Here is a 19,936-nt window from a genome sequence, read left to right on the forward strand (position 1 = left end):
ATAAAACTCACCAGGTGTTTGACTTGCTCATTACTTTGTTTATTGCTTCTCCATAAATTCCGTGGAATCTATGGGGCAGTTTCGCTCGTTGTTCAGTTTTCAAAGAACAATCTCATTCGTGTGTTTCGCTTGCCGTCCGCTTGTTTCTCTCGGCCGGAATTAGAATATACCATAGGCGAACACACCATTGCAAGTGTTTTTTTTGAAATAGGACAAAAAACTTCAATTGTATCATCCATATACGAATGCCACTCCGATTAACGGTTCAACCATCTCTTCATAAAAAAAGACGAACAGCATCTCTCACTGTTCATCCCTCTTTCTTACTTGCTCTCATCTAGCTGATGCGACCCGATCCGATTCAAATGTTCTAGTGTCTGAAGCATATGACTTGTAAGCTCGGGAATGTCCTCCATCTGGTCTTCATTGATCTTGCGATTGAATAACAGCTCTACCGTATTGGCGTACACGACCCCCTGTTGTCCATACACAAAGCTCAAAGTCTGTACGGGAGGCTGCTCCGGCTTCCATATTTCCTCTAATACTTCATTGATCTGTTCGCATTGTATTTCCGGTTCTTCTATTAATAGATAAAAGAACATTCTCAGCGTACAAGCCGGCACCTCACCCTGCTGTTCTAATATCTCAGCTGCCAAATCCTTCAGCGATGCTTCCAGACGAAGCTCAGCAGAAGCGTCCTTATACCCAGTTAGGTGAAACCGCAGCGCGAACTCCCTGGACATAATCGAGAGCTCCAGCTGATCTCGCCGATTCGTAATCGTCAGCTTGCCGTCCAAATTATCCAGATCGTAGATCTCGTTCTCGAACGCGACCTTCAAATTATCGAACACCGTAGGATCAAACATCGTCATTCCTCATTCTTCCCGCCTATCATTGGATGTTCCGTAAATAAACCGATCCAATGTAGTGATCGTATCTTCATCTAAAGGCTGCGAATTGTCAAAATAAAGGACGGAGTCCTCTGGCAGATTCCATCTCAGACTTCGAGGCTTAAGCGCTCCGAGGCTGAATTCATCCCAGTGCTCCAGCTTCCACCCGTCGAGCACATAGCCTCGACCCGCAATACGATCATAATGTGCCTGCTCATTCTGCAAGTAGACGAATACGACCTTCACATCCACATCGGCAAGTGAAGCACCTATCTTCCCAAGCTCCTGCTCAATCCACAGCGGGTCCTCCGTCTCTTTCGTGAATGGCCCGATAACGAGCGTATCCGTACCGATGTCTATATTCTCCAGAGCAGCATCCATCGTAATGCGATAGCCAAGATCGCGGCATAATCTTTTGTAATCAGCGGAATCCCGATCATTCGGATCAAGTCCAGCAATCGTCATGACTGATACGGCTGCAGGCCGCAGCAGTGTGTCCATATCGAGCAGCACCGTACTGCGCTTTTTGGCCAACGCCTTCGCTAATGTTGTTTTGCCGGCACCTGCTCCTCCGACGAAGAACACTAATTTACGCATAATAGGAAACCTCCGTCTTGTATGAACGAATCTACTGTTTGCTTTCTTGCAGCTGTCTCCACACGGTCTTGTTGCTATATTGGCGCTCCGAGCTGATGTCCTTCCCGAACCATTCCGGAGATACGAAGGCATGCGCTTCCTCTTCGGAATCAAATTCCACTTCAAGCACGGACAGCTTGATCTGGTCATAGATGTCTATCTCGATCACTCGGCCTTCCCACACTGCAGTAATGCGGTTTTTGGTGAGCGGTACCACCTGAAAGGCGTGAATCATCTGCTCATATATCCCCTCCGAGATCGAATATTCGATTTCCTCGCGCGAGAGACCGTTTCCTTTTTTGAATGTGTGGGTGAACGTCAGCTCTCCTGACTCCATATCTTTGATGCGCCGAACTCTCAGCTCCTGACTCTCATCCATAGCCAAATAAGTCTGTTCGATTCTCTGCTCGGACTGAATACTCAGCTTGCCTTTGGTGATGACTGAATCAATGGATTCTGTGAGCAGAAATTTCCGTTCAATTTCAAGTGGCATACGATTATAACCTCCAAATAGTAAAAAGCCCTGCCTAAACGCACACCAGGAGGGCGTCTGTTGTCCATATTGTACAAAAATTACGAGAAGCGGTCAAAAATAGTGTCCGGCGCTGGAGCGTTGTTCATCACAAATTTGGGTAACTATTATAATAGAACGAGAGGAGGTTGACTCATGTACAAGAATGACGACATACCCGGTGAAATTCCAGATTAAATCCGAATGACAAACCGGAGATCACACCGCCGCCTTCACCTGAGATATCACCTGTCCAGCCAGATCGTGAGATTGAACCGCCAACAACGATACCGGAGATTCCACCTGAAGCACCACCAGAAATCATACCCGAAGAGCGATAAGAAGCAGTAAGTACGGCCAATCTGATCTCGCCTCATATCAAAGGCGCAGCAGATTGGCCGTTTTCACATTTCTATCCTATCGTCCTGTCCCCCTATTTCAGAGCTTGATATGCGGTTATGAACACACACTTACACCAAAAAATAGCAGGTACGCTCCGTGCTTCAATAGAAGCCCAGCGTACCCGCTATCTTTTTCATCTAAGCTTATTTATTTATTCAGCCGATCCTTCACTTCGCCGACCTTCTCTTGCACATTTCCTTTGAGCTTGTCCCACTTGCCTTCCGCTTGCAAGGATTTATCATCAGTCGCTCGACCTACCTGATCCTTGATCTCACCCTTCGCTTGAGAAATGTTCCCTTTGACTTTGTCGCTTAGTCCGCTGTTAGTCATCTTCTTCATCTCCTCTACTTCGGTATACGCTCTATTACCACATTAGAGGCAGCTTCAAACATCCGACTTGTGATTGAACATAATTGGAGTTAGGTTTTTACCGTAAAAGATCTCGTCCATCTCTTCCTTCAGGCGCTCGGTAATCTCCTCTTGCTCCTTGGTGCTCAGCTTATCCTTCGTATAGCCGAACAAATAGTTGTTGAGATCGAATTGACGCAGCTTGCATTTGGTATGAAAAATATTTTCCTGATACACGTTAACATCGATCATATCGTAAGCACTGATGACCTCCTGCGGAATATAATTCTGAATCGAATTAATATCATGGTCGATGAACAGCTTATTGCCGCGAATATCACGGGTGAAGCCGCGTACCCGATAATCGATCGTCATAATATCCGTGTCGAAGGAATGGATTAAATAATTGAGAGCTTTGAGCGGCGAAATTTCTCCACAGGTAGATACATCGATATCCGCTCGGAAGGTACTTATGCCCTCACTCGGATGATACTCAGGATAGGTATGTACCGTAATATGACTCTTGTCCAGCTGCAGCACAACATTGCCTGGAAGCGGTCCCGGTGATTGGTCGAATGAGCCTGTCGGCACCTCCACGATAGGACCTTCTGATACGAGCAGCGTTACACTAGCACCCTGCGGCACATAATCCTGCTTGGCTGTATTAAGTACATGCGCGCCGATAATATCGGATACGGTATTCAATATTTTCGTCAGCCGATCCGAATTATACTGCTCGTCAATATACGCGATGTACGCCTCTCGTTCCTCTCTGGTCTTCGTGTAACAGATGTCATACATATTAAAGCTTAATGATTTCGTTAGATTGTTAAACCCATGAAGTGTGAAGCGCTTGTTTTCTTCGGTCATCATCATACCTCCATTCATAAGTACTATTACCCTTTTTTCAGCTGCCGATTCTACTCTGCTCCGTAATTTATGTTATACTGCAAAAAAATGATTGCGCTGGAGGTTCATAGCTTTGAAAATTTATGTCATTCTCTCCTTCCACGAAGATGGAATGGACAATGTGTATGTAGGTACGGATGAAGAAAAAGCACTGGGCATAAAGCCGGAGGATATTGAGAATTGCGATGCTCTATTCGTAGAAATATGGGAAGACGGCGAGAAAATCGATGATTATCGGCTTGAGCAGGAATAAGAATACGATTGAGAAGAACCAATCATCCTTCGATGGTTGGTTCTTCTTTTTATGTAGAGTGCCATGTAACTATTAACTGATATGCCTCGTCTATTCTACCAAGCAACAACTTAGGCTAAGAATAGTGAATGAGGATGGTGAACGTATTGTTGAATAAAAAATGGATCGTAACTAGCATTATCGCCGCAATTACCGCAGCTGCCACTTATCAAATTCCTGAGGTGCACGCAGCCTTGCCGTTGCCCGATCAATCGGTACAATTCCAGATTAATAAGAAGGCTTATTTCACTAGTACCGGTGAACATCCGCTCAATGCTGCTCCATATGTGTTGAACGACAATACGATGATTCCTCTTCGAGCTCTGACCGAATCGCTCGCAGCCGATATCAACTGGAACGAAGGGAAGCAGACTGCTACTCTGACGGGAGAATCCTTCGGACAATTGACGATTAAAGTGAACGATTCTTACTTATATTACACGATCGGCAACAAGGTTACGCTGCCTGAGCGAGTCGTTAAGATCAAGGGAACCCTATTCATTCCTGCAAGAAGCATCGCTGAAGCGATGGGTGCTAACATCCAGTGGAATCAAGCATCACGTACGATAACGATAACAGGCAAAGCTGCCAACGAGTCCACACAAGCTTTCCAATATGATTTCGACAAGAGCGACGATGGCTGGAAGGGTGATTTCGCTGATCTTCCTGTGATCTATGATCCAGCAATCTATAATCTTGAATATAAAAGAGAGCTTCTTCCGCTAGAAGGCAACAAGACGAATTACGGGATGAAGCTCACAGGAATGAACCGCAGTGATGATTTGTTTATGTTCATGACTAAGAAAATTGACGGGCTCCAGCCTAATACCGAATATAACGCTGACTTGTCTATCGGTATGTACACCAAGCAAAAGGCAGGACAATTCGGCATAGGAGGCGCTCCTGGAGAATCTGTCGTTATCAAAGCTGCTGTCCTGGGTACTGAACCGATGGCCGTGAAGCAAGAGGACGCAGGCGAATCCTATTACCGAATGAACATCGATAAAGGCAATCAGACCGCCCAAGGCGAGGACGCCAAAATCATCGGCAATGTAACTAAGCCGAATTCCGATAACGATGATTACCAGCTTGTACCACTGAACTACAATACGAAGGTGACCACGAATGAGAAGGGTGAAGTGTTCCTGCTTATTGGAAGCGACTCAGGATATGAGGGGTTAACTACGCTGTATTTCGACGATATTAAGCTGAGCTTGAGTAAATAAAGACAAGCTATACGACTTACATCTGTAAAAGGAAGCCTTGGAGTGATACTCCAGGGCTTTTCTATTGTCCAGCTCAAATAATCGGATAATATGATGATGAAACTCGTAATTATCATAAATTAATTACATTTTTTAGGTATTTTTACAACGCGGAGCGGATTATTTCATGAATAGAAAGAAAATATGAAACCTTTTTGAGTGAGATAACGTCTGATTGTGGAATTTCAATAATAGGAGCGGATACATTCATGACGAACAGCAAGTTAGCAGCCAAATTGGCGGTACTAGGAATCGCAATCTCTGTAGTAGCAACAGGATGCTCAAGCTCGAATGATGCAGCAGACATCACAGGTAACACTTCGAATGAGATCACAACTGGAAAAGAAAGCTCGAACGAGACAGCAACGGATACGAATAGCTCTCTAGAGAGTGCAGCAACAAGCACGCCTGCTGCTACGAGCGAACCTGTCCAAGCAAGCCCGAGCAGCGAACCCGCTGCAACGAAGGAGCCCGAGAAAGAGAGTGCTGAGACAGCTAAGCCTAAAGAAACGCCAGCCGCAACAGCCAAGCCGGCTGAAGTGAAGCCTACGGCAAAGCCGGCTGCGACACCAGCACCTACGAAAAAACCTGAGGCTACCACGAAGCCAACAGAGAAGCCGGCGGCTACACCTAAGCCAACACCAAAACCAACACAAAAGCCTAACGTTGAAAAAGATATTAAACCATCTGACATCACAAGCAAAATCACAGAGGATCTAGAGCTGGCAGGGATGCTCGAAATGGACGCTGAGCTGATCAAAGACATTTATGGACTTGACTCTGCCAGTCTATTCAAAGACAGTAAATTTTTGATGCCACTTATGAACGTTAAAGCAACTGAGGTTGTCGTCGTTCACCTGAAGTCTGATAAGAGCTATGACGAAGTCGAGAAAGCATTCACGAAGCGTGCGGAAAGCGTTCAAAAAACGTTCGAAACCTATCTGCCGGATCAATACGAGGATGCCTTGAACTATCAAATCGTTCGTAACGGCGATTATGTGTTGTTCTCCATTACTCCTGATCAGGAAGCTGTCAAAAAAATATTCAACAGCTTCTTTTAAATGCTAAAAAAGCTATCTCTACAGGTCAGTCCCATAGACCTTGAGATAGCTTTTTTCATATAGACGGTTCGTGCATCAACTCACAGGGAAATACACTAATCCTTATAAGGATCGAACTCGTCTGCGCCGGCCATGCACACACCGATGGGCTTCAAGCGATGTAGCACTTCGATTGTCTCTGCATGGGCATCCAGCACATCCTGAAGCTTGCGGTAGACGAATGGACTCTCGTCAGTACCCGCTCCGCGAAGCTCAACGCCGAAGGAGTTGACCGCATCCATCATCTGCTTCTGAGATATTTCGCCTCCCATGCGCGAGCGCGTCTTCCAGTTCATTTTGCCTGCGGCCTGTGTCCGGCTCATCACTCGACCTGCTCCATGAACCGTGCTGTAATAAGCGTCGCGATTCTCTACAGAATCTTTGCCTTGGATAATAACGGATAAATCCCCCATACTCCCGCCAATGAAGCCCATTTGTCCTGGCATCGATGGAGTAGCACCCTTACGGACTACGATGGACTCCTTGCCGTTGTGAGTCTCCTTCCATGCAAAATTATGATGATTGTGCACCTCGAAGTCAGTCGTTGCTCCAAGAATATCAAGCACCTGCTGGATAACATAATCTCTTCCCGCATAAGCATAACGGCCAGCCAGCTTCATCGCTCTGTAATACATATCTCCAAGCTCGCTGCTCATATCGAACAATACCGGAGGCTGATCCATCTTCTCTCCCGGCGCCTTGCCCAGAAACTCCCTACCTGCTGCCAGATTGAGAAAACCGCTCGCTGTCTTATGTCCGAAGCCTCGGCTGCCAAAATGATTCGCAATCCAGACTCTCCCTGTCCCCAGCTCCTCGAACAGATCAACAAAATGATTGCCGCTACCAACCGTTCCCAGCTGACTCTGAGCCAGCTTCTTCAGCTTGTCATGCTCCTGCTTGCCAATATCCGAATATACGGACCAGTCCGGGTCATCAAACAATTCATGGTCGACTGGGACATTATTCGTACGGCCGACACCGAACGAGATTTGACGTGCAATCTGATTCATATACTCTGCTAATTGAGGCTTCAATTCGTCCGCCATCAAGCTCGTGCGCACCGCTTTATTGCCGCAGCCAATATCATAACCGACTCCCGAAGGAGATATTTGCCCCTCATAGACGACAACGCCGCCGATAGGCTGACTGTACCCCTTATGATGATCGGCCATTAGAAGAGTCTGCACAACGTTGCCGGTAGCTGCACAAGCTCTTGCTTGAGAGAGCGCTCCCTCATCCGGATTCCCCCATACTCGAACCCCATCTATCGTTACATACCCCATCATGATCATCTCCTGTGCTTTCATATTTGTTAGCTCTATTCTGACCTATTCATGCATGGATGAACATGGTAAAAGTATAGCGAATGTGAAAAAACAATATCCCTCCGGTCTACTGACCGGAAGGACATTGTTTGTATAAGCTGCAATTGTACTATGGAATCTTATAGTGCCTCGCCGTGCAGATAGTTGAAGAATGGCTTGTCTACCCAGAATTGATATGGTGTAATGTCCGCTTCTGGATCGATTGCTTTGAAGCCTGCAACAACCTTTGCTGAATCTTCATTCAAGGAGAATGCATGAACTGTATAAGGGCTGTCTGGATCTGTAATCAGATTGTTCGTGATAATCTCATAATCCTTCAGCTCCGTGGCTGAGTAATACAGTGGCTGCCACCATGAGCCGTAGATCAGACCTGCTTGATCCTGTTCGTTCTTCTTCGCATAAGTTAGAACAATATTCTGGAAAGCAGCTTTGTCTGCCGTTGTAGCGAATTCAAATTCAAGATCGTACTCTTTGGAGTATGCAATGTAGTTGCCATTAGCAATCTGTACAACATTTGGGCCTGGATCGCCCCACTCAGCCAGATGGATGAATGCCGAGGTTTTTGGCTCGAATTGTACTTTTGCATTCAGACCTTCGCTGCGCAGCAAGCCGATAAGCTGGATCGCATGCTTCAGATTCGAATGTCCATATGTAAGCGACAAGGATGGGATAAAGTTGGAATCAAAGCGTGAATCCTTAATGTTGTAGCCAGTAACCAATTCTTGCTCCAGCGCTTCATTCACAAGGGATTGCAGCTTAGGTGCATCGATAATATCCGAAGTCGCATAAGCATTGTTCAGCTGTGTGTAGATGTCTGCATCGCTTGTATAGCCGATGTAATTCTTGTACAAGCCTTTTGTAACCAGAATCTTGCCAAGAAGGGAATTTACCAGCTGCTCACTTGCTGCATTCTTCGGCTTAAAGCTTGCTTGGAATTCTGTTGACAGTAGACCCGTATCAACCGCAGCAGCCAGCTCCTGTGCAGCCTTGGCTCCAACCGTGCTGCTAGTTAGCTTAAGCGCGCTAAGAGTCTTATTCACCTTCACAACCGGGTAAGTGTATGCCAGCTCGTGCAGATCAGCTGCTCTCACTGCGATAGAAACCGCAATTGCATTCGTCAGCTTCTGATCCCCTTGAATTGCAGGGCCAGACAAGATTCCATTCTCGTATAGAGCAGCAGCTGCCGGGAACAGCGCTTGATCCGCTTGAAGATCCGTGAATGTGACTTCCTCACCAGAAGGCTCAAGTGCTAGAATATCGGCGATAGCCTCAATGAATTGACCTTTTGTTACCGAGCCTGTCAATGCAACATTATAGTTCTCTTGCAGGAATTGCTTGTATTGCTGAACGCCATCCTCCTGCGATACAGCAGCCGTTGGTGCTGCGGCAGCGGCAAATGCAACCGATTGTGTAAGAAGAATAGAGAAAGACAAGAGGAATGCTGCTAGAAGCTTGGTGTAAGAAGTGCGTGATTTCGTCTTATTCAAGATAGTAACCTCCATTATTTTCTAATTATGTAAATCCGATAAGTTTAATCGGGAATGACTACTGCTCAGATTATAGCAACGGAGAATCTACTAGTCAATGAATATTTTTACAATGATTTAATAGTTATGCTCAGGTCATGATCCATTCGCTCGTTTGCGGAGGCCAGCCAATAGCGAAACAGATTTCGCTATTCATGAAGACAATTTCGCTGCTTGTCCCACGCTCGCTGGCTGCCGGCTGGTTCCAGTAACTGGATTCGCTACTCGTGAACACTCTTTCGCTAATTAGGTAATTCGTTGCGCTAATCCTGTCAAGTCTGCGGTTTGACCAATCATTAGAGTAAATACATTCACCAATAGCGAAACTCCTATCGCTAACCGCACACGCTCGCTTGGCGATGACTACCGCTGGGCAACTACGCCGTACACACAACAAAGAGCCTCCAAACCCACTCGCATCGTGGTTTTGGAGGCTCTCCCTTTGTCCCTACAATTCAATCAACATTAGCCGACCATAATTTTGCAGATGTCGTTCGTGAACTCAACCGGATCACTAACCGGCAAGCCTTCGATAAGAAGCGCTTGATTGTATAGTAGACTTGTATACAGATCCAGCTTCTCTTTGTCTGTCTCAAAAGCATTCCTCAACGATTGGAATACCTCATGGTTGACGTTAATCTCCAGCACTTTGTCTGCCTTCACATCTTGACCATTAGGCATAGCCTTCAAGATTTTCTCCATCTCGATCGTTACTTCTCCCTCAGCCGATAGACATACCGGGTAAGTCTTCAGTCGCTTCGACGCTTTGACACGGCTGACTTTATTGCCAAGCTTGCCCTGCATATAGTCGAAGAGCTCTTTGTTGTCGCTCTCATCGGCTTGGGACTGTGCTTCTTCATCAGCATCGGCTTCAATCCCCAGATCACCGCTCGATACGGATTTGAATTCCTTCTCTTTGTAAGCCGTGATGATCTTGATTGCGAACTCATCAATATCATCGGTCAAATACAGGATTTCATAGCCCTTATCGGCTACAAGCTCCGTCTGCGGCAGCTTATCGATACGCTCAATGGATTCACCAGAAGCATAATAAATAAATTTCTGCTCCTCTGGCATTCTCGACACATACTCATCAAGCGTAACCAGCTTCTTCTCCTTCGAAGAGTAGAATAGCAGCAGATCCTGAAGCATATCTTTGTTCATGCCATAATCGTTGTATACACCGAACTTCAGCTGTCTGCCGAAGGATTGGTAGAATTTCTCGTACTGCTCTCTCTCATCCTTCAATAGGCTGAGCAGCTGGCTCTTAATCTTATTCTTGATATTCTTAGCAATGAGCGTCAATTGACGGTCATGCTGCAGCAGCTCCCGCGAAATGTTCAAGGACAAATCCTCGGAGTCAACCATACCTTTGACGAAGCTGAAGTAATCAGGCAGCAGATCCGCACATTTATCCATAATAAGAACGCCGTTCGAATAGAGCTCCAGACCTTTTTCAAATTCCTTCGTATAGTAATCGAACGGTGTGCTCTCCGGAATGTACAGAATGGCATTGTATACCGCTGCGCCATCCGCACTGATATGAATATGCTTGATCGGCTTATCGAAGCCGTAGCGCTTCTCGTTATAGAACTGCTCATAATCTGCATCAGTGAGCTCGTTTTTATTTTTCCGCCAGATCGGAACCATGCTGTTAATCGTCTGCTCTTCTTGGTAATCCTCAAGCTCGCTCTCGCTGCCGTCTTTGGCTCTCTGGCCCTTCACGTCCATCTTGATCGGATAGCGGATGAAGTCCGAATATTTCTTAATGATCGCCTTCAAGCGATACTCTTCGAGAAATTCGTCATACTGGTCATCTTCGGTGTTCTCTTTAATTGTGAGTGTAATTTCTGTACCGACTGAATCCTTCTCAGTCGGCTCTATCGTGTAGCCATCAGCGCCCGTGGATTCCCATTTGAAAGCTTCCTCGCTGCCGAATGCCTTACTAACAACCGTAACAACATCAGCCACCATGAACGCCGCATAAAAACCGACCCCGAACTGACCGATAATGTTGCGCCCGTCCTTCATTTCATTCTCTTTCTTAAAAGCTAGCGAGCCGCTCTTGGCGATAATACCAAGGTTGTTCTCGAGATCCTCTTTGGTCATCCCGATACCTGTATCGGTAATCGTAAGCGTACGATTAGCCTTGTCTGCTGTTACTTTGATGTAATAGTGTTCGCTGTCGAATGCCAATTGCTCATCAGCAAGCACTTTGTAATATATTTTATCGATAGCATCACTGGCATTGGATACGAGCTCTCTTAGAAAGATTTCTCTCTGCGTATAAATGGAGTTAATCATCATCTCTAGCAAACGTTTGGATTCGGCTTGAAATTCTTTCTTGGCCATGAATAATAAATCTCCCTTCCATACAAATAGATTAGTCTCAATTCATGTGTAACATGCTGCAGCTATCCTTCAACTAGGATAGCCTTAATGTTAGCACTCCATTCCTCAGAGTGCTAATCCTCCTTTGTATATAACATAGTGCATTTTTCAATGTCAATACGTTGCGGCAAGAAAATGCTTGATTCTGCAATGCAGCTATACAAAAAGACAGCCCAAGTCTCCATGAAAATGAGAATGAGGCTGCCTTCATTTATACTAGGTCGTTCCGAATGTCACGCCAAGCTCAATTAACCAGCGCCGGTAAGCCACGGACAATTTATCCGCTTTATGGTTAAGCTCTGCCTGTAGGTCGAGAGGCAGCAGCTCTGGCTTCTGCGTCTCGATAATCCATGCATCCTGTTCGAATACCGTATTCTGAAAATCAATAAATTGCTGATCATCGACATTGAAAGCATAGTTACGAGATACGGACATGAACACGGTGCATTCCTTCTCTGTTACTGGTAGTACGGTTAGCAGTATCCACAATGTCTGTCCTGTAGCCGCATCACGCTTGGACAGACGCGCTGCCAGCGGACGGAATACCTCCTTCACGTATACGTAGGTCGTGCCTTCCTCCGCATCAGATCCGGAATGCGCCACCGGCTGGAAGATAGGAACATCCCCCGTGAATACTCGATCCTTCTCCTTGAACACCTTGAAGTCCGGCAGCTCCGCATAGTCGGGATGACCAAGCAGTCCGCCATGCACAAACATCAGATGGGCGAAATCAGTGAAATTCTCAATGACCCGTGTACCCGCCGCATGCACCTGATAAGGACCGCAAGGCAGAGGGCGAAGCTCTGGATTCTCGAACTCTTCCAAGTAAGGCAGCTCGCTCGAAGGCTCGCCAAGACATACCCATACAAGACCATATTTCTCTACGCAGCCGTAACTGGACGCCTTCGCCCTTACTGGTATTCGCTCTCCCTTCGGCTGAGCGGGAATACAGACACAAGCACCATCACTGTCATATTTCCAACCGTGGTAAGGACAGACCAGCTTCTCTCCCTCAACCCAACCCTTCGACAGCATCGCACCGCGGTGTACGCATAGATCACGCAGCGCATGCACGCCTTTCTTCGTACGGAACACCGCCACCCGCTCTCCCAGCACCATTACGGATAAGGGCTTATCCACCAAATCCTTCGCAATACAAACCGGATGCCATTCATTCTCCAACACAATGTCTCTCACCGTCTCTGCCATAACCATGCGGCTCACTCCTCTTCATCTATGAACTGGTGGTTCGAACGATTCCATCCCTACCATCTATCGTTCTCGAATCTTCTATTCCAATCCTACCTTCTGCTTGCTCTATACCTTCTATTCGTTAGATACCTTCACCGTACCGTCAGTAAGCTGCTTAATAACCTCTTGAATCCGGTCCTTCGTCTCTTGAGGGATTGTATCCTCGAAGCCATGGAACGGAGCTAGATAGACCGCACCATCCTTCACGCCGAGCAGCTGCGATTCAGCCTTCATCTCACCCTTCATGATGCGCTCTACGACGATCTTCATCGCCTCAGGGTAATCCTTAATCACACTTGTCACAACGGTATCCGGAGCATTGGGATTCTGATCCTGATTAGAACCAATGGCGAGCACTCCCTTCTGCTTCGCCGCTTCAATCCCCCCAAGGCCCGCCTGATTAGCATTGGTCATCACGACGTCGGCACCTTTTTCAATGAAAGATATCGCTGTTTCCTTCGCCTTCGCTACGTCACTATCGTCACCTGTCATCGTCGTCAGCACTTCAATGCCAGGATCGATCGCTTTCGCTCCATTCGCGAAGCCTTGCACCGACTTCGTAATCGGTGGAATCTCGGAGCCTCCGATAGCTGCTACTACACCACTCTTCGACATTAACGCCGCAACCGCACCCATCAAATATCCTTGCTCGCTATCGTTCACGCTAAGTGAAGTCAGGTTCGGCTCCTGCGTTGCCGTCGAGCTATTCACCAGAAACCAGGCATTCGGATAATCGGGCGCTATCTCCTTCATAACGTCCCCATACTCGAAGCCGTGGCCGATAATGACATCGAAGCCATCCTGCGCATAGCCCTTGATAAACTCAGCAGAATCAGAATTGCCAACCTTCTCTGAATAGACGATCTCCGCACCGAGCTCTTCTTCAATCTTCAGCAGGCCTGCATAAGCCGTTGCATTCCAGCCATTATCGTTAATAGGACCAGGCGTCAATAGCGCAACCTTCAGCTTCTTCGCTGAACCATCAACGGCTGCTGCGTTCTCGTTCTTAGCTGAGCTGCCTCCGCAGGCTGTAAATATGATCATGAGGACCACTGAACTTAGGATAATCAAGCTTCTCTTACACATGTTTTTCTTCATCTGAATCCCTCCACGGTTTCTATTATTTAAGATGACAAGAATGACAAGAAAGCTTGCAGGAAGCCTGATTGCAGTGAGTGACTCACGCATGCCTCACAATCTTCGGCCTATCCGACTGAACACCAGCCATAAGCAGGCCAATTCGATCCGTGTTCGCCTCTTCCCGATCAAGTATTTCGAGAATGCGACCCTTATACAGCACGGCAATCCGATCGGACAGCGCCATAATTTCTTCCAGCTCGGTCGAGATGAGCAGAATCGCGCAGCCTAGCTCGCGCGCCTCCAATATTCGCTTATGCACATACTCCGCTGCCCCAACATCCATTCCGCGAGTCGGCTGCATGGCGACCATGATTCGAGGCTCGAGCATTAGCTCTCTTGCCAGCACGACCTTCTGCTGATTACCGCCGGAGAGTCTGCCTACGGGATCATTCGCGCTGCCAGATTTAATCGAATACTCACTGATCAGCTGCTCAGCACTGCTGCGGACAAGCCTACGGTTAATGAAGCCGCCTTTGCTGAATTTACGTTTGTAATACTGTTTGGCTATCAAATTTTCAGCGATGCTCATCGGCAGAATAAGCCCCTCTTTATGCCGGTCCTCCGGTATATAGGCGATACCCAGCTCTGTCATCAAGCGGGGATTCGCCATCTGAAGCTCACTCCCATCCAGCAGTACTGTACCAGCGGACTTCGCCCGCAAACCGAACAGCACCTCACTAAGCTCGCGCTGCCCATTCCCATCTACGCCAGCAAGCCCGATAATCTCTCCTTCCTTAATCTGAAACGAGATGTTATCGAGAAGAGATATGCCCTGCTCTGAAGCGCAAATTCCCTGCACCTCGAAGCGAGTTACCTTACTCTGAACAGCCGCCTTGCGCGTCTGTACGGCAACATCGCGCCCCACCATCATTCGCGCAAGATCAGCTGGATTCGTAACAGCCATATCCTGTGTACCGATTAGCTTGCCTAATCGCAAGACAGTAACGCGATCACATATAGCCTGTACCTCCTGCAACTTATGACTAATGAATATAATCGTCGTCCCTCGCTCCTTCAGCGTTCGCAGCACCCGGAACAAATCCTCCACCTCAGGGGGTGTAAGCACAGCAGTTGGCTCATCCATAATAATGAAGTCCGCGCCGCGGTAGAGCGTCTTCACAATCTCCACTCGCTGCTGCTGACCAACAGACAGCTCACCCACCCGCTTCTCTGGCTCTACACCAAGTCTGAATCGGTCAGACAGCTCCCTAATCTCTCTGCATGCCTTCTTCAGGTTAAGCAGCGGGCTGCGTCCCTGCTTCATGCCTAACACAACATTCTCTGCAACAGTCAGCGCCGGAATGAGCATGAAATGCTGATGCACCATCCCTATCCCTGCTGCAACCGCCTGTCCAGGGGAGGTGAACTTAACGCGCTCTCCCTTGAACACAATCTCTCCCTCGTCTGGGGTCAGCATGCCGGAGAGCATATTCATCAATGTGCTCTTGCCAGCGCCATTCTCGCCAAGAATGGCATGAATCTCACCCCTCCGGAAAGCTAGATTAAGCTTGTCGTTGGCTGTGAAGCTCCCGAAGCGCTTCACAAGCTCGCGTATTTCGAGAATCGTATCCACCGGTACCGGTACCTGCACCTGCAACTCCCCCTATCAACTATTGCGGTTCGCCAAGCTTTTGTAAGACTGTGCGGTTGCGGCAGGCTGCTTGCTCTTGCCGGAGAACCAGGCCAGTGTAACCATGGTCAGAATGTAAGGAAACATCAGCATGAATTGATAAGGCACCTTGATACCGAAGGATTGGAAGCGCAGCTGCAGCGCGTCCGCCCCACCGAATAAGAGTGCCGCTGACATCGTGCCGCCTGGTGTCCACTTACCGAATATGACGGCCGACAAAGCGATGAAGCCTCGTCCTGCAACCATATTTTCCGTGAACTGATTCAGAATACCGAGAGAAATGGAGCAGCCAGCCAGGCCAGCCATCATCCCACCGAGCATGCAGCAGATATAACGGATACGATGCACCTTAACCCCGAGTGTGTCCGCAGCGAGCGGATTCTCGCCAACGGATCTCACCTGCAGTCCCCACATCGTTTTATAGAAAATGAAGCTAACAATCGGTACAAGCAGGTATGCTGTGTAAGCCAGAATATTCTGGCTGAACAGCGCCTCACCGATGTAGGGAATGTCCCGCAGAACAGGGATCGCAACAATCGGAATGCCCTCTACCTTCACCGCCTCTTGTCCCATACCGAGCAGGCTGCGACCAAAGACAGTAGTAAGCCCAAGTCCTAGCAGATTCAGCGCTGTTCCAATAACGACCTGATCCGCCCCCGTCGTAATGACGAGAAAGCCGAATAACAGTCCCAACATGCCTCCAATCATAATCGCGAAAAGCAGACCAGCGCCCATACCGTGAAAATAATGTGCACCCAGCACTCCCGACAAAGCCCCTATCAGCACCATACCCTCCATGCCGATGTTCAATATACCGCTCCGCGACATGAACAAGATGCCAATCCCAGCGAGCAGCAGAGGTACGGACAATCGGATAGCCGCTGCAAGGAAGCTTACAATAACGTCTTCACTCATTGTTTTCCCTCCCGCCCTTGAAAGCTTAGCGATGCTGCGCCTCTGCCTTCAATCACTCCCGTTGCTTTGACGGTTAAATATTCGACCAGCCTGCGCTTCATACCGCCAAACCAATAGCGATTGCATACAACAAGAATAATGATGGTTGCTTGAATGACATAGATTAGCGAAGTCGAGGTGCCTGTATAACGCTGCATCGCGTTAGCCCCGCTGCGCAGTCCCCCGAACAGAATGGCGGAGAAAATATTGCCGATTGGATGAGCTCCACCTACAAGCGCTACTGCGATACCGTCATAGCCGAAGCCTTGAGAGAAGTTCTGAAACAGTCGATTCTGAACACCGGATATTTCCACGAAGCCGCCAATTCCAGCAATTGCACCGCTAATCATCATAACGAGCAGCATGTTACGCTTCACGGGTATGCCCATCACCTTCGTCGCCTGCTTATTCAAGCCTGCTGAACGAATCTCGTAGCCCCATACCGTGCGACTGAGAATGATGTAGAGGACAACAGCTGCCACTATAGCGATTAGAAATCCATAATGCAGCCTGGAATCGAGCAGCTTGCCGAGAATAGCCGTGTCCGGCAGTCTGGCAGACTGCGGGAGAGACGCACCCGCTTCCTTCAATGGCCCGGTGACCATATAGCTGATTAAATAAATAGCCATGTAATTCAGCATAATCGTATTAATAATCTCACTTGCCCCTCGCAGGGTCTTGAGAACTCCAGCGATTCCAGCCCATAACGCTCCTCCAATGAAACCACTTAGGATGCAGAGCGGCAGGTGTATAAACCACGGCAGTCCCGGCACATATAAGGCAGCTACCGTACCGAACAAGGCTCCCATATAGATCTGACCTTCCGCACCAATATTGAACAAGCCGCAGCGGTAGGCAAAGGTATAGCATAAACCCGAGAATAAGAGCGGTGTCGCCTTCACCAATGTTTCCTTCATACTGTCGGAGCTGCCTACCGCTCCTTCCCAAATCAAGCGATAAGCGTCCATTGGAGATACTCCTGCTGCAGCCATAACCAGGCCGCCCGCCAGAAGTGCGATAATTAGTGCCCCTGCATAAAAGCTAACATCTACTGCTACCTTCACCGATCTTGCAACTGTCTCCGCCCTAGCAGCAGTCCGCATGCCCATCCACCCCATTTCACAGCATCATTCATGAATCCCACCTTACTCTTCTACTTCACTGTCATTAGTGAACGAAGCCAAAAACCGGATATTGCACCCTCAGCTTTTCTCTCAGCACATCAACTCTCGCTTGCGCTCTGCGAATCACTTCATCCTCATCAATCATCGTGCAGCGTCCTCGGTGAACGACCAACCGCCCATTGACGAATACCGTATCCACATCATTGCCGTTCGCATTGTATACAATCGCAGATGAACAGCGATGAACAGGAGCAATATGCGCCTTCTGCAGATCGATAATGACGATATCTGCTTTTTTGCCAGCCTCCAAGCTGCCCAGATCATCCATACGGCCAACAGCCTTCGCACCATTAACCGTTCCCATCCGCAGCACATCCATTGCCGGCAGCAGCGTCGAGTTGAGCTGATCAACCTTGTGCAGACAAGCTGCGAACTTGAGCACCTCCAGGTTATCCTGACAATTGTTGCTGCCCGGACCATCTGTGCCTAATGCGACATTAATGCCTAAATCGAGCATTTCCGGCACTCTTGCAACCCCTGACGCAAGGTACATATTCGATACCGGACAATGAACGACCGTCGCTTGATGACGTGCAATCAGCTCAAGCTCACCGTCATCAAGCCAGACACCGTGCACAATTTGCGTTTTGCTCCCGAGCATGCCAACGGCCTCAACAAGCTCCAGATTACGGAGTCCGAAGCGGGACAGCGTATTATCAATCTGATCCTTAGTCTCTGCGACGTGAATATGTGTAATAAGCCCATTGCTCTCACTATACCTCGCAGCCTGCTTCAGGAACGTCTCCGAGCAGCCGTACAAGTTAAGCGGTCCCATTGCGATATCAATTCGGCCTTCTGCCGAGCCCTTCCATTGATCCAGTAACACATTCGTATTCGCAAAAATATCTTCTATAGATTCACTTAGACGAGGCTCATAGCTGAGATCAACGCCCCCTCTAGCCATGTGGCCGCGAATACCTGAATCAGCCATCGCTTGAAGAACGCCATTATCGTTGCCCGGATGCGTATGAATATAATGATGATCCATGATGTAAGTCGCACCAGACTTCAGATTCTCAATGCAGCCGATGAGCGCTGCCAGATAGAAATCCTCTTCATCCATAGCGAGAGACCCTGGCCATATAATCTGTCTGAGCCACTGGGACAACGGCAGATCATCCGACACACCTCTAAGATAGGTTTGAAAAAGATGGGTGTGACCGTTAATAAGCCCCGGTATAACCGCTTTCCCCCCAGCATCAATAACGTTCTCTGCTAAGCGAAGCAGCTGCGCATGATGCTCATCCTCCACCCATTCACCAACTTCAGCAATGACATCATTGTCGATATATACATAACCGTTCGGAATGACTTCATTCGCTTCATTCATCGTTAGCACCGTACCGCCCCGAATTAGATACCTTCCCACAATATCACTTCCTTATGTTATGTATAATGTAGATTGTAAAGTAAATATTGTTTATACACTGTTTATATGTTAACTTTTATAACGTGATTATAGATGGGGCCTTGGAAGGCGTCAATACGATTTGATAACCAAAAACCGCGTAAAACTTGTCATAATAGCAGTCACAGCCCCACTTTTGGTTACGAATAATCTTCCAATTAACTGTTTCACGTGAAAAACCGCAATCTGAAGCTAACATGACTGTATGGTTTCATATCGTAACGTGAAATTTTAACGAAATGAGGAATGTATGATGTTTTTCCCCGATTTAGATCCAACAGACCAGAAGATCATCCAGCTGCTGCATGAGAATGGCAGAATGTCCTATGCCAAGATCGGCGAGCTTCTTAACTTGTCACGCGTAGCCATTCAGAAGCGGGTTGAATCATTAATCGATGATGGCATTATTGAGAACTTCACCATTCGTCTTAATGCGACAAAGTTCGGGAAATACATTTCAGCATTTTTCGAGGTGGAGGTGGCACCGCGATGTATCGAGCAGGCTGGAAATATTCTCTCGGATGAGCCTGAGGTCATTAGCATCTATCAGATGACGGGCCCAAGCACGCTGCATATGCATGCACTGCTTCAGGACGAGGATGCGCTTGAGCACTTTTTATATAAGAAGATCTATGTTATCGAGGGAGTCGTCAGCGTCAACACGCATATGGTAGTCAAGCGGTTCAAGCAAGGCACAGGGTTAGAGCTATAAACCAAAAAGAACGGTTCTAACGAGATATTGCTTTCCCGTCGGAACCGTTCTTTCTATTGCTG

The 19,936-nt window shown here is 47.8% G+C and carries 19 protein-coding genes; 4 read left to right on the top strand and 15 right to left on the bottom strand.

The genetic code is table 11. The features are described from left to right. Window positions 1-323: 323 nt before the first annotated feature. The 6 genes from AC6ESP_RS10795 to speD form a co-directional block, all read right to left on the bottom strand. The gene (locus tag AC6ESP_RS10795) at window positions 324-866 is read right to left on the bottom strand and encodes a hypothetical protein (RefSeq protein ID WP_497096899.1); all 543 of its coding nucleotides are present in this window, start codon (window positions 864-866) and stop codon (window positions 324-326) included. A gap of 9 nt (window positions 867-875) precedes the next feature. Then, window positions 876-1,487: a P-loop nucleotide/nucleoside kinase family protein gene (locus AC6ESP_RS10800; RefSeq protein ID WP_497096734.1), complete on the bottom strand. Its 612-nt coding sequence runs from the start codon at window positions 1,485-1,487 to the stop codon at window positions 876-878. Between the two features lie 31 nt (window positions 1,488-1,518). Beyond that, window positions 1,519-2,019: a CYTH domain-containing protein gene (locus tag AC6ESP_RS10805; RefSeq protein WP_497096735.1), complete on the bottom strand. Its 501-nt coding sequence runs from the start codon at window positions 2,017-2,019 to the stop codon at window positions 1,519-1,521. 172 nt (window positions 2,020-2,191) lie between these two features. Then, the gene (locus AC6ESP_RS10810) at window positions 2,192-2,398 is read right to left on the bottom strand and encodes a hypothetical protein (protein WP_497096736.1); all 207 of its coding nucleotides are present in this window, start codon (window positions 2,396-2,398) and stop codon (window positions 2,192-2,194) included. Window positions 2,399-2,586: 188 nt separating this feature from the next. Then, a complete protein-coding gene (locus AC6ESP_RS10815; RefSeq protein ID WP_497096737.1) occupies window positions 2,587-2,769 on the bottom strand; it encodes a CsbD family protein in 183 nt (60 codons plus the stop codon). 54 nt (window positions 2,770-2,823) lie between these two features. Continuing rightward, window positions 2,824-3,657, bottom strand: a complete 834-nt coding sequence (speD, locus tag AC6ESP_RS10820) for an adenosylmethionine decarboxylase (RefSeq protein ID WP_497096738.1) — start codon at window positions 3,655-3,657, stop codon at window positions 2,824-2,826. A 112-nt stretch (window positions 3,658-3,769) separates the two neighbouring features. Here speD and AC6ESP_RS10825 point away from each other — a divergent pair, with 112 nt between their 5' ends. From AC6ESP_RS10825 to AC6ESP_RS10835, 3 genes are all read left to right on the top strand, one after another. Continuing rightward, complete coding sequence (locus tag AC6ESP_RS10825; protein ID WP_497096739.1) at window positions 3,770-3,949, top strand: hypothetical protein; 180 nt, start codon at window positions 3,770-3,772, stop codon at window positions 3,947-3,949. Window positions 3,950-4,098: 149 nt separating this feature from the next. Beyond that, a complete protein-coding gene (locus tag AC6ESP_RS10830; protein ID WP_497096740.1) occupies window positions 4,099-5,214 on the top strand; it encodes a copper amine oxidase N-terminal domain-containing protein in 1,116 nt (371 codons plus the stop codon). Window positions 5,215-5,462: 248 nt separating this feature from the next. Continuing rightward, window positions 5,463-6,314: a DUF4358 domain-containing protein gene (locus tag AC6ESP_RS10835; protein ID WP_497096741.1), complete on the top strand. Its 852-nt coding sequence runs from the start codon at window positions 5,463-5,465 to the stop codon at window positions 6,312-6,314. Window positions 6,315-6,409: 95 nt separating this feature from the next. Here AC6ESP_RS10835 and AC6ESP_RS10840 read toward each other — a convergent pair whose 3' ends face one another. The 9 genes from AC6ESP_RS10840 to AC6ESP_RS10880 all read right to left on the bottom strand — a co-directional run bounded on the left by AC6ESP_RS10840 (window position 6,410) and on the right by AC6ESP_RS10880 (window position 19,123). After that, window positions 6,410-7,636 (bottom strand): RtcB family protein, encoded by a 1,227-nt coding sequence (locus AC6ESP_RS10840; RefSeq protein ID WP_497096900.1) that lies wholly within the window; start codon window positions 7,634-7,636, stop codon window positions 6,410-6,412. Between the two features lie 161 nt (window positions 7,637-7,797). After that, on the bottom strand, window positions 7,798-9,165 hold the full coding sequence (locus tag AC6ESP_RS10845) for a hypothetical protein (protein WP_497096742.1): 1,368 nt from the start codon (window positions 9,163-9,165) through the stop codon (window positions 7,798-7,800). Window positions 9,166-9,669: 504 nt separating this feature from the next. Then, window positions 9,670-11,556 (bottom strand): molecular chaperone HtpG, encoded by a 1,887-nt coding sequence (htpG, locus tag AC6ESP_RS10850; RefSeq protein WP_497096743.1) that lies wholly within the window; start codon window positions 11,554-11,556, stop codon window positions 9,670-9,672. Window positions 11,557-11,811: 255 nt separating this feature from the next. After that, window positions 11,812-12,810, bottom strand: a complete 999-nt coding sequence (locus AC6ESP_RS10855; RefSeq protein ID WP_497096744.1) for an aromatic ring-hydroxylating dioxygenase subunit alpha — start codon at window positions 12,808-12,810, stop codon at window positions 11,812-11,814. A gap of 111 nt (window positions 12,811-12,921) precedes the next feature. Continuing rightward, window positions 12,922-13,890, bottom strand: a complete 969-nt coding sequence (locus tag AC6ESP_RS10860) for a BMP family protein (RefSeq protein ID WP_497096745.1) — start codon at window positions 13,888-13,890, stop codon at window positions 12,922-12,924. Window positions 13,891-14,026: 136 nt separating this feature from the next. After that, window positions 14,027-15,577 (bottom strand): ABC transporter ATP-binding protein, encoded by a 1,551-nt coding sequence (locus AC6ESP_RS10865; RefSeq protein ID WP_497096746.1) that lies wholly within the window; start codon window positions 15,575-15,577, stop codon window positions 14,027-14,029. A 15-nt stretch (window positions 15,578-15,592) separates the two neighbouring features. After that, entirely contained in the window at window positions 15,593-16,531 is a 939-nt protein-coding gene (locus AC6ESP_RS10870; RefSeq protein ID WP_497096747.1) for an ABC transporter permease, read from the bottom strand. After that, window positions 16,528-17,679 (bottom strand): ABC transporter permease, encoded by a 1,152-nt coding sequence (locus AC6ESP_RS10875; protein WP_497096748.1) that lies wholly within the window; start codon window positions 17,677-17,679, stop codon window positions 16,528-16,530. The genes AC6ESP_RS10870 and AC6ESP_RS10875 overlap by 4 nt, the downstream gene beginning before the upstream one ends. A gap of 58 nt (window positions 17,680-17,737) precedes the next feature. Next, on the bottom strand, window positions 17,738-19,123 hold the full coding sequence (locus AC6ESP_RS10880; protein ID WP_497096749.1) for an amidohydrolase family protein: 1,386 nt from the start codon (window positions 19,121-19,123) through the stop codon (window positions 17,738-17,740). Window positions 19,124-19,412: 289 nt separating this feature from the next. Here AC6ESP_RS10880 and AC6ESP_RS10885 point away from each other — a divergent pair, with 289 nt between their 5' ends. After that, complete coding sequence (locus tag AC6ESP_RS10885) at window positions 19,413-19,874, top strand: Lrp/AsnC family transcriptional regulator (RefSeq protein WP_497096750.1); 462 nt, start codon at window positions 19,413-19,415, stop codon at window positions 19,872-19,874. Window positions 19,875-19,936 lie beyond the last annotated feature (62 nt).

It is taken from the genome of Paenibacillus xinjiangensis, from assembly GCF_059686975.1.